We start from the raw sequence: 10831 nt of genomic DNA on the forward strand, positions 1-10831 counted from the left end.
TCGAGGGTCTTCTTCTTTGCTATGTCCGGACAAGTGCGGGAGTAACCATGCCCAGAAGATCTGCTGAAGCCATCGCGACCGAGGCCGCAATACTGCCCGGCCTGCGTCGCATCGAACGCTTACACCCGCCCGCCGATCTGTCGGCGGCTCAACAGGCGCACTTCGCCGCCGTGGTCGCCTCGAAGCCCGCCGATTTCTTCAAACCGGTCGACGTTCCGCTGCTTGTCCAACTCTGTCGGCATCTTGCCCGCGCCGACGAGATCGAGCGCAAGTTTCGCGCGAACCCGTTCCTCTCGGTCGGCGACTACGACGACCTGTCCCGCCTCGCCGACCGCGAGACGAAAACCGTCACCAGCCTGATGACGCGGCTCCGCCTGACGCCGCAGAGCCGGTACCGTCCCGACTCGGCGAAGCATGACGCGAGCGGCCGCGGCGATCCGCTCGATGCGCTGCTGAACTTGGATGCAGAAGATGACGCTTGAAGAACGCATCGACCGCGAGCGTGAAGCGCTGGGGTTGCGACCGTGGGAGTTTGCGCCGTCGGAGGTTGATGACGGACCCTGCCCGTATTCCTCACCCGTGGTCATCGAGGCATGGAAGCGGGCGCAGGAGTGGCGGCGGCAGATGCAAGAGGCAAGAGGAAGGAAGCGAGCTATCAGGTTGTCACGATGAGCATTGTGTGCCCCTTCGGTGTTGCCGTCAGGTTATGCATGAGGCATGCGAGTAACCGCCAAAATTCTATTCATTCGGCATCGGTAGGGTCACCGCTTGTGCCATGTGTCGAACCAAGTCAGTCCGACTACCATGCCGATGGCCGTCCAAAAAATCGTCTTCGAGCTAACGTGGTTGCCGGCCATCGCGACAAGCACGAATGCTCCAAAAAAAATAAGTACAAGCGTGAGTGGAGAAGGAGTACCTCTCCCTGATCTTAGGGGCGCCGCTTCGCCAAAGCGGCGTCTGTAGGCGGCTCGTCGAAACCGCGGATTAGCCATCTTCGTAACCTCTATTTGCGGTCGTCAGGTAAATACTGAGGACTGAGGCTACTTAGTTGCTACAGTCGGCAAACCCCTTCGAGCGCGATATCCGTCCACTGCATCCAGTATTCCTGCAATTTCAGCTGGCAGCATCCCGTCTCGGTATTCGGCCCCTGACTTTGCATTAAATTTGAACTTCCATGCAACCGGCTGACCAGCTTGGTATCCGGCTGCGATTGTACGAAGCAAGCTCTCATCAAGGTCGAAGCCAATGTGTTCAGTGTATGTGCAACCTCCATAGCGTGAACCCGAGCATTCGACACTTCTGTCGATGACTGTTACCGGCACCGATACAGGGCCATTTGGCGTTTCAAAGTTCACTGACTGATAGAAATTCCATCCGCTACCTTGATAGTAAATAACTTGATAGACCTGAAAAGTTGTCTTTCCTGATTTCTTGTCAATGAACGCACGAAGAAAATTGTCGTCCCAAACGATGCCGAGAAGTCCGCGCTTTTCCTTAAACCCGTTTGCTGTATTGATTGTGGCAATGGTGTCAAGCGGGTCGTCTTTGATGGTCGCCGTGCTTCGGAAATGCTCCCTCGTCAAGCTTATCGCCGTTTGATATTGCGCCTGCTGAGACACGCCCGCGCACCCCGCAAGTGTGATTAAAACCACAATTGCGGCTCGCGATAGAATGTTTGACTTCATCAGAGCCTCCCTTGTGAAAAGTTACTTTCACTGAAGCTTACTGGAGCTATTGATGCATGTAATTGGGATAAACTGACCTGTTCTGATGAGACAATTGTCATGGTCGCGGCCATGACGTCCGAAGCACGCGTGATCGTCGCGGCGGCTGTTCAGAATGCGGTAGGCTGAATCGAGAACTCGCCGTTGCTGCCGTAACTTACTCTGAACACAAGAGGACGAGACCTGCTGACTGTGCCGCGGGTTTCCATCAGACCTCCAGCGCAGATTCCATTGGCGATAGCCCCCAGCATCTGCTCGCCTTCAGGCAGATAGAAGACAACCTTCTCTCCCGGCGCAATCTCAGCAACTGGGGTGCCGTTCGCGAAGATGCGCGTGTTGCAAGCTGCTGCCGATAAACCGCTATCCCGCTTCACAATGACCTGACCGGTCCCGTCCTTGTTTTGAAGGAACGTCGCGTTCAGAACTCTTACCTGTGGGACAAGCGGTGCGCTGGCGGTTGGCACCGGCGTGGTTGCGCACCCGCCAAGGGTAAGACCGACGAACCCGGCAAAGAGAAGTCGTCTTGCAGTCATCATGATGTGCCCCTCGCTCTCGGACGATGAAAAGTGCTGTCCCGCCGCAGGAATGTAGCGCGCTGTCGTTCTTCGGAGAAGGGGAATATATGACGAGAGAGGAAAGAATCATCGCCCCTCTGTCGAAGGCGAGAGCGCTCTGGTGAGTTCGGTCAGCGTTCAGACGCTGCACGCACGGGCGAACGATTCCTACCCAATTCCTTCCCAAGCCGCCGATTCCTGCACAAAAACGAGAAAGCCCGATCGCATTGATCGGGCTAACTCGTTGTTTCAATGGTATTTATTGGTGCCGGCAACAGGAATCGAACCCGTGACCTACCGCTTACAAGGCGGTTGCTCTACCAGCTGAGCTATGCCGGCGCGGGCCGGATTATAGCTTAAGCGGCGTTTCCTGAAAGCGCTTGTAGATGGCCTCGACCTCATCGCGTCGGTCGAAGAGCGCCTGGACCGTCGGGGCATAGAGTTGCGAGCCGGACATGCGGGCGATTTCGGCGAAGGCGTCGGCGAGCGTCCAGGCGGGTTTGTAGCTGCGCTTGCAGGCCAGCGCGTCGAAAACGTCGGCGGTGGCGACGATGCGTGCTTCGAGCGGAATGTCGTCGCCGACGAGGCCGTTCGGATAGCCGCTGCCGTCCATGCGCTCGTGGTGTGCGAGAACGATGTTGCGCAGCATCTGGATGTTCGGAAGGTTGCTCAGGCCGAAGTCGTTGATGATGCGCTCGGCCATCTCCAGCCCGACGACGACGTGCTGGCGCATCTCCTCGCGTTCAGCGTCGTCGAGTTTGCCGGGCTTGAGCAGCACGCGGTCAGGAACACCGACCTTGCCGATGTCGTGCAACGCAGAGAAGAGGAAGACGATTTCGGCATAGTCATCGCTCTGGCCGTGGGCCGGCCCGATCTCACGGGCGATGAGTCGCGCATAGCGCGCCATGCGATCGAGATGGGCGCCGGTCTCGAGGTCGCGCACGTGGGCGAACTGGCTCGCGAGGCGCAGTCCGCCGACGAGCATCTGCACCGTCGAGAGCTCCTGCGTCGCGATCAGGCCGATCAGGTGGCCCGAGAGGACGAGATCGGCAACGACGCCGTCGGTGAAGACGTTGCGTTCGTAGGCGTCGAAGAACAGGAAGCCGAGCAGTTGTTCGTTGCGGCGGATCGGTACCGTGAGGCTCGACTGGTAGCCTTCGTTTTTCAGCCAGCGCGAGTGCTCGGCGTCGCTCAAGGGCGCGCTGCCGACGTCGTTGAGGATGCGTGTCTCGCCGGATTCCGCGATGCGGAGTAGCGAGGGGACGTCATCGATGCAGCATTCGTAGCCGGTGAGCGGCGTGCCCGAATCGTTGCTGGCGACGAAGGTCTTGAGCCTGCGCATCTCGGGGTCGTATAGCGCGACAGCGATGCGCGCGATGGCGGGATGGCGTTCTTTGATGCGCTGGTGAATGTCGCGGATGCGTTCGCTGACCGAAGCCGTGTGCAGATTGCCGGCCTGCTTCGCGGCGGACGCGGCGAATTCCTGCCAGCTTTCGGTCACGCTCATGGCGGCTCCCCCTACATGGATGGAGCCGATTATCCGGCAAGCAATACCGCCGTGCCAGTTAAGGCTACCGGGTTGCCGGTAATTGCTTCACGGCAGTCGATCAGTAGTGGGCGCGGGTCGTCCGCAGTTTTTCGATGTCCGGAATGTGGATCGTGCGCCCCTCGACGACGATCAGCCCCGATTCGGCCAGTTCGTGCAGGATGCGCGAGAAGTGTTCCTGCGTCAGGTTGAGCCGCGACGCGATCGTGCCTTTGCTCGTGGGTAGCCGAAGCGACACGCTGCCGCTTGGGGTGGGGCTGCCGTCGAGCTCCTCCTCGCGCAGCAGGTAGCCGATGATGCGTTCGCGCGCAGTGTGCAGCGAGTAGGTTTCGACATCCGCGATAAGGAGGTGCAGCCGCTGCGACAGGCTCGCGATGATGCGGCGGCAGAACAGGGGGTCGCGGTCCATCTCCTCGAACACGACCTTCTTCGCGACGTGCAGCAGCCGGCAGTCGGCGAGCGCCTGCGCCATCACGATGTAGGGCTTGTCCATGAACATCACCGCCTCGCCGAAGCTCTGGCCCGGGCGGACGATCTCGATGACCTTTTCGTGCCCTTCCGAGGACGTGAAGGCGAGCTTGACCTGGCCTTCGAGCAGCAGATAGAAGCCGTGGCAAGGGTCGCCGCGGTGGAACAGCACGCTGCCGCGACCTGCCGTCTGCATGCGCACGCCGCGCGCGAAGCGTGCGAGTTCGTCGCGCGTGAGCCCGCTCAGCAGCGGGATGCAGCCGAGCAGGCGGACGATCCGTTCAGTCTCGGACTCGTCGCCGCAAGGAGCGGCCGGAACGACGAACTTGAGGTCGTTGGCGGTCATGGCGTCACCGCGTCAGTTGCGCGTAGAACATCGGCAGCCGTGCCGGAAGCTCCTCAGGCTTCCGGATCACGGCGTAGCCCGCCGGCCCAAAGAGGTGGGGCAGATAGTTTTCGCCCTCGCGATCGATCGTCACGCAGAAGGGCACGAGGCCCAGCTTGCGCGCTTCGTTGATTGCGACGCGCGAGTCCTCGATGCCGTAGCGCCCCTCGTAGAGGTCGAGGTCGTTCGGCTTGCCGTCCGACAGGATCAGCAGGATGCGCCGGGCCGCAGGCTCCTTCGCAAGCAGCTGGCTTGCATGACGGATCGCAGCACCGAGACGTGTGTAGTAACCCGGCTTGATCGCCGCGATGCGCCCCCGGATGTCGTTGTCGAAACGGTCGCCGAAGTCCTTCAGCCGGTGGAAGCGGACCTGACTACGCTTGACCGACGAGAAGCCCGCGATCGCGAAGCGGTCGCCCGTCGCGCCGAGCGCCTCGCCGAAAAGCAGCAGCGCGTCGCGGATCACGTCGATCACGCGTGCCTCGCTCGAGACCCAGCTGTCGGTCGATAGCGACAGGTCGGCAAGCACCATGCAGGCGAGATCGCGCTCGCGCTTTTCGAGCGAGAGCCACAGCTGGTCGGACGGATTGCGTCCCACGGCGCGGTCGGTCTGTGCGCGCACGACCGCGTCGAGATCGAGCTCGCTGCCGTCGACCTGCGCCTTGATCCAGCGCCTTCCCGGCTGCAGCGCTGCGAACTGCTGGTGCAGGCGCTTGGCCGTGCGGCGCAGGTGTTCGGGAAGCGGGCAGGGCTGAGCGTTGCGCGCGGCGAGTTCCGCGAGCCTTACGTGATCCTCCAGCAGTATGCCCTTGCGGTAGTCCCATTCGGGCAGCGGGATGCCGGGGCCGAGCACGATGTCGTCCTCGGCGGCCGAAGGCAGGTCGAGGTCGAAGCGCACCTTGGAGGCGACGCGCTCCTTGTCCTGCGCCAGCGCGAGCTGGTCGAGGTCGCGTGCGGCGTCGGCGGCGTTAGGGTCCGGGTCGTCGTCGGGCGGACGATTGATGCGCAGGAACTCCGCCACCGCGAGCAGACTTTCGGCGCGGAAGAACAGCACCATGCCGTTCTTTTCCTTCGGCATGTCGACACGTTCGACATGGTGCGCGCGCCGCTCGCTCTCCTCGAAGGTCGGCGTGCCGCCGTCGGCCGGTTGCTCGGGCTCGGTGTCGTCGCCACGTCCGAACCCGGTCTTGCCCGACAAGGAGCCCTTCAGCCACAGCAGGACCGGGCGCGCGGGCGGCGCCTTCGCGGGCACTGGAGGCAGGGCCGCAACGGTACCCGGAGATTGAAGTGCCTGGCGGATCGCGCGCTCGCGTTCGGCCTCCGCCTTCGGCAAGCTTTCGGGTCGGGGGCGACTGGGTAGGTAAGCATCGACGAGGCGCTGGTAGCGTGCCGCCAGGCCCGGCCAGGTTTGCATGACGACGCACGTCGCGAACTGGTTGCGGCGGAAATCGTCCGGGGCCTCCGCGCAACCCACCGAATCGATGCCGTCATGCGCGGCGGCGAGGGCGATCAGCCAGAGGTACAGGTCGCGGTTCAGCGATTTCGTCGGAAAAGCGTCGATTTCGGGCGGCAGGCGCAGCGTCGACGGGTCCATGCGCGCCTGCGCCATGCGTTCGCCCGAGCCCGCGATCCGTTGCAGCAGGTTGCGACGGGCGCCATGCATGTCGACGGTGGCCGCGGCGACGCGCAGGCCCGGATTGCCGCCGAGGGCGCGGAAAAACACGCCCGCCGTGCGCTCGATCTCCTTCAGCTTGACCGCGGCCTCGGGGTGATTGCCTTCGGCCGTCCCGGTGACCCAGCGGTGCCAGAGCTTTCCGACGAATTCTTCCACGTTAGCGTTCCTTTCCGGAGCGGAAGCCGGCTTCGTTCTGGCGCGCAGCCTCGTCGCTCACCCACTGCAGCAGCGGCCCTTCGGGGTTGTCGTGCTGGCTCTGCTCGCAGGCTTCGACGCATTGTGCGCATTGAGTGCAGGTGAACATCAGGCGCTTGATGTTGCGCGGCGTGAGCCGCATCGGGCACACGGCGTCGCAGGCCGACTGCCGTTCGGGCAGGCAGCTCGCGCAGTCGGCGGCGCGCTTTCTCTGAAAGCCGACGACCATCGCGTTGCGGTTGCTCATCCACGCGAGGCTCTGGAACAGCCCGACAGCGCAGGCGTAGCGGCAGAAGAGATGGCGCGCGAAGAGGAATTCCATCGACAGCACGCCGGTCGCGGCCGTGAGGAAGATCGTCTGATTGCGCGTCAGCGCGCCATGAAAGAGGTTGCCGTAGATCTCCGCGGGCGGCAGCAGGTACGTTAGAAACACCATTGCCCACAGGAAGGCGAAAAACACCGCCGCCGGCACGACCACCAGCCACCAGCGCGCGTCCGCCCGCCACGGCGTGCCGTCCGCCTTCCAGGGCGGAAGCGGTTCCTTGACCCACACGCTGGGCTTGCCGGAAGCCTTCTGCATCAGCTTGTTGATCGTCTCGACGACCGAGAAATGCGGGCACAGCCAGCCGCAATACAGACGCCCCCATTTCCATGCGACCCACAGGAAGGCGCCGGCGCCGACGAGTATCGGCACGAAGAGCCGGAGCATCACATTGGAGCCGGCCTCCAGCGCCCCGATGCGTCCGGCGACGAAATCGTCGAGACCCAGCCGCCATTCCATCCCCAGCAGCCATGCGTGGCCGGCATTGAGGTCGTAGCGGAAGAGGTTGAACACCGGCGCGAGAATGAACAGCGTGAAGAACGCCGCCTGGAAGGCGATGCGCTTCTTCTGCGTGCGGTTGTGCCCCATCGGTTTCGCGGTCGCGATCGGGATCACGCGGCGCAGCGTAGGGGAGGCTTGAGCGCTGCTCATGAACTTACTCGAACAGGTCCGGGCCGACCACCGGGTATTGCCAGCTGCGACCGAGGATCGCGTTGTTGAGCCCGATGACGCCGAAGATGACCAGGGTTGCGTGGAAGGAAACGAAATAGAGGATGCCGACGACCCAGGACCAGGGATTGTCGAATCCGCCGAGCAGGAAGATCGCGCCGCTCACCCCCACCAGAATCGCGCCGCCGAACACGCTCGCGACGACCGTCTGCTGCAGGTGATTGCGCTCGACGAGCGACGCCGTGTGGCGATGGCGCAGCCACAGGATGAACAGCACGACCAGCGGAATCGCCGGCAGGAGCAGCAGGTTCATCAGGAAGAGTGCTTCGGCCACCACCGCGAGGCGGGGGCCGGGCATCGCTTCCGTGAGCAGATCGTGTTCCTGTTCGGACATGGCGGGCGCCGGCGCGGGGATGGGCGAGCGGTCAGCGCCCGAAGGTCGCCGACACCACTTCCATCAGCGCGTCCGCGACTTCCGCGTCGTCGGTGAGGCTCTCGACGATTGCTGCGCGGCAGGCGACGACCGGGTCCATGCCGTCGCGCACGAGCAGCGCTGCATACACGAGCAGTCGCGTGCTGGCGGCCTCTTCGAGATCCTGGTCCTTCAGCGTGCGCAGCGCATGTGCAATCGACACCAGACGCTTCGCGAGATCCGATGCGCAGCCCGATTCGCCGATCAGGATCGCCTCCTCGCGTGCTGCAGCCGGGAAGTCGAAGCGCAGGCTCACGAAGCGCTGCCGCGTCGATGGCTTCATCCCCTTCAGCAGGTTCTGGTAGCCGGGGTTATAGGAGACGACCAGCATGAAGGACGGCGGCGCCTCCAGGAGTTCGCCGGTCCGGTCGATCGGCAGGATGCGGCGATCGTCGGCGAGCGGGTGCAGCACCACGGTCGTATCCTTGCGCGCCTCGACGACTTCGTCGAGATAGCAGATGCCGCCCTCGCGCACCGCGCGCGTCAGCGGTCCGTCGCACCACACGGTCTGGCCGTCGCCGATCAGGTGACGGCCCACGAGGTCGGCCGCGGTCAGGTCATCGTGGCAGGCGACGGTGTAGAGCGGTAGCCCCAGGCGCGCCGCCATGTGCGCGACGAACCGCGTCTTGCCGCAGCCCGTTGGGCCCTTGATCAGCAGCGGCAGACGGTTCTTCCACGCGTGTTCGAAGACGCCGATCTCGTCGCCGGCCGCCTCATAGAAGGGGAGTTCCATTTTGGGCGTTTCGAGCATCATGCCGCGAGTCCTTTCCAGTATGCGATGCCGATCAGGGCGCAGACGAGGCCCATCCAGCCTAGCACCAGCCCCGCCCACATGCGCGGGGCGCGGCGCAATGCCATGTAGTCGAGAATGATTAGGGAGCCTTTTGCGAAGGCGATGGCGAAGAGCAGGGCGGCTACCGCGGGCCCGGCCTCGCCACGTTCGCCGATCGTCCAGGTGACCATCGTCGCGGCGATCAGGATCGCCCAGATGGTTGCGGCCCGTTCGGGAGTGCCGTGCGCGGACGCGTGGGCGACGGCGGTTCGAGTGGAGGATTGCATGTCTTTGACCTCTCAGCGCATCACATAGACCAGCGGGAACAGGATCAGCCAGACCAGATCGACCATGTGCCAGTATGCCGCGCCGGTCTCGATGCCGTTCATGTTATCGGGCCGATAGCGGCCCTGGCGCGCACCGTTCCACAGCGCGGCGAGGATCACCAGGCCGAGGATCACGTGCATGAAATGGAAGAAGGTCAGCACCAGGTAGAACATGTCGAAGGTGCTCGACGACAGGCTCACGCCGGCGGCGAACTTTGCCGCGTATTCGAAGGATTTCACGACCACGAAGCCCGCGCCGCATGCGAACGCGCCGGCGACCCAGCGCGCCGCCAGCCGACTCCGGCCGGCTTCCGCGAGCTGCACGGCACGCACAACCAGGAAGCTTGAGGTCAGCAGCAGCACCGTGTTGATGGCGCCGGAGGTGCGATCGAGCCCGAGCTGCTGGGCATTGAACACTTCGACGTTGTGCGCACGCGTGAAGGCGTAGGCGACGAAGAAGGCGCCGAACGCGAGCAGTTCCGCAAGGATGAAGAACCAGATCGCGAGGTCGCCGTGCAGGCGACGTTCTGTATCGGCCGGCGTTTCGGCCTGCTCGGCCTGGACGGAGAGGGGGGGCATCAGGGCTTCGGTATTGGTATCCATGGGGATCAGTCTACGAAGCTGGTCCCGCCGGAACCTTGATTCTGGTTAATTCGCACCAGAGAGGTGCAGCGAATGTGGGGAATTTCACCCGCCCGATGATATCGCCCGGCAAAATAAAAAGGGGCGGCAAGTGCCGCCCCGAAGGATGTCCCGCTCGGTCCGAGCGGGGTATGGAGACCGATCAGGCCGTGATCATCGGCTTGCTTTCGCCCTTGACGAAGAAGCTCGAGATGTAGGTTACGAGGCCCACTGCGAACACCACGCCGGCCCACAGACGCATCCAGTAGAACAGCGACACCTGGTCCTGCACCTGCATGAAGGGCAGCGGGGTGGAGGACACGCGCTGCAGCCACACTTGCAGGATGCCGGCGGCGGTGAGGAACAGCGTGATGAAGACCATCGAGATCGTCATCAGCCAGAAGCCCCACATCTCGCAGACCTGAGCACGTTGGTCATTGGCGGCACGGCCACGGAGCAGCGGCATCGTGTAGCTGATCATCGTCAGCACGACCAGCACGTAGGCGCCGTAGAAGGCCATGTGACCGTGAGCGGCGGTGATCTGCGAACCGTGCGTGTAGTAGTTCACCGGAGCCAGGGTATGCAGGAAGCCCCACACGCCTGCGCCGAGGAAGGCCATCACGCCGGTGCCCAGGGCCCACAGCACGGCAGCCTTGTTCGGATGCTCGCGGCGGCGGCGGTTCACCATGTTGAACGCGAAGACGGTCATCGCGAAGAACGGGATCGGTTCGAGCGCCGAGAAGATCGAACCCAGCCACTGCCAGTATGCCGGCGTGCCGATCCAGAAGTAGTGGTGGCCGGTGCCGATCAGGCCGGTGACGAGCGCCAGCGTGATGATCACGTACAACCACTTCTCGATGACTTCACGGTCGACCCCGGTCACCTTGATCAGCACGAAGGCCAGCATCGCCGCCATGATCAGTTCCCACACGCCTTCCACCCAGAGGTGCACCACCCACCACCAGTAGAACTTGTCGAGCACCAGGTTGGACGGGTTGTAGAAGGAGAACAGGAAGAACACCGCCAGACCCCACAGGCCGAGCAGCATCACGATGCTGATCACGGTCTTGCGGCCCTTCAGCATCGTCATGCTGATGTTGAA

At 63.2% G+C, this 10831-nt stretch carries 12 protein-coding genes and 1 tRNA gene; 1 reads left to right on the top strand and 12 read right to left on the bottom strand.

Annotation, left to right across the window (positions count from 1 at the left end; translation table 11 throughout):
- Positions 1-47 precede the first annotated feature (47 nt).
- Positions 48-482, top strand: coding sequence for a hypothetical protein (locus VJ673_RS24505; RefSeq protein ID WP_324128806.1), 435 nt, complete (start codon positions 48-50; stop codon positions 480-482).
- Between the two features lie 558 nt (positions 483-1040).
- Here VJ673_RS24505 and VJ673_RS24510 read toward each other — a convergent pair.
- The 12 genes from VJ673_RS24510 to VJ673_RS24565 form a co-directional block, all read right to left on the bottom strand.
- On the bottom strand, positions 1041-1685 hold the full coding sequence (locus VJ673_RS24510; protein WP_324128807.1) for a hypothetical protein: 645 nt from the start codon (positions 1683-1685) through the stop codon (positions 1041-1043).
- 149 nt (positions 1686-1834) lie between these two features.
- Positions 1835-2260, bottom strand: a complete 426-nt coding sequence (locus VJ673_RS24515) for a hypothetical protein (RefSeq protein WP_324128808.1) — start codon at positions 2258-2260, stop codon at positions 1835-1837.
- A gap of 281 nt (positions 2261-2541) precedes the next feature.
- Positions 2542-2617 (bottom strand) — tRNA-Thr (locus tag VJ673_RS24520).
- A gap of 10 nt (positions 2618-2627) precedes the next feature.
- Positions 2628-3785, bottom strand: a complete 1158-nt coding sequence (locus tag VJ673_RS24525) for an HD-GYP domain-containing protein (RefSeq protein WP_324128809.1) — start codon at positions 3783-3785, stop codon at positions 2628-2630.
- 100 nt (positions 3786-3885) lie between these two features.
- On the bottom strand, positions 3886-4638 hold the full coding sequence (locus tag VJ673_RS24530) for a Crp/Fnr family transcriptional regulator (protein ID WP_324128810.1): 753 nt from the start codon (positions 4636-4638) through the stop codon (positions 3886-3888).
- 4 nt (positions 4639-4642) lie between these two features.
- On the bottom strand, positions 4643-6508 hold the full coding sequence (locus VJ673_RS24535; protein ID WP_324128811.1) for a nitric oxide reductase activation protein NorD: 1866 nt from the start codon (positions 6506-6508) through the stop codon (positions 4643-4645).
- A 1-nt stretch (position 6509) separates the two neighbouring features.
- Positions 6510-7520 (bottom strand): 4Fe-4S binding protein, encoded by a 1011-nt coding sequence (locus tag VJ673_RS24540; protein WP_324128812.1) that lies wholly within the window; start codon positions 7518-7520, stop codon positions 6510-6512.
- A 4-nt stretch (positions 7521-7524) separates the two neighbouring features.
- Positions 7525-7932 carry a hypothetical protein gene (locus VJ673_RS24545; RefSeq protein ID WP_324128813.1) on the bottom strand — a complete coding sequence of 136 codons (408 nt, stop codon included), beginning with the start codon at positions 7930-7932 and terminating at the stop codon, positions 7525-7527.
- A gap of 31 nt (positions 7933-7963) precedes the next feature.
- The gene (locus tag VJ673_RS24550) at positions 7964-8764 is read right to left on the bottom strand and encodes a CbbQ/NirQ/NorQ/GpvN family protein (protein ID WP_324128814.1); all 801 of its coding nucleotides are present in this window, start codon (positions 8762-8764) and stop codon (positions 7964-7966) included.
- Positions 8761-9069, bottom strand: coding sequence for a cytochrome C oxidase subunit IV family protein (locus tag VJ673_RS24555; RefSeq protein WP_324128815.1), 309 nt, complete (start codon positions 9067-9069; stop codon positions 8761-8763). Before VJ673_RS24555 ends, VJ673_RS24550 begins: the two co-directional genes overlap by 4 nt.
- 12 nt (positions 9070-9081) lie before the next feature.
- Complete coding sequence (locus VJ673_RS24560; RefSeq protein WP_414635690.1) at positions 9082-9711, bottom strand: cytochrome c oxidase subunit 3 family protein; 630 nt, start codon at positions 9709-9711, stop codon at positions 9082-9084.
- 181 nt (positions 9712-9892) lie between these two features.
- Positions 9893-10831 (bottom strand): cbb3-type cytochrome c oxidase subunit I (locus VJ673_RS24565; protein ID WP_324128816.1); only part of this gene is annotated, 939 nt, incomplete at its 5' end.

The sequence above is a fragment of the Aromatoleum sp. genome (assembly GCF_035254505.1).
Taxonomy (GTDB): Bacteria; Pseudomonadota; Gammaproteobacteria; order Burkholderiales; family Rhodocyclaceae; genus Aromatoleum.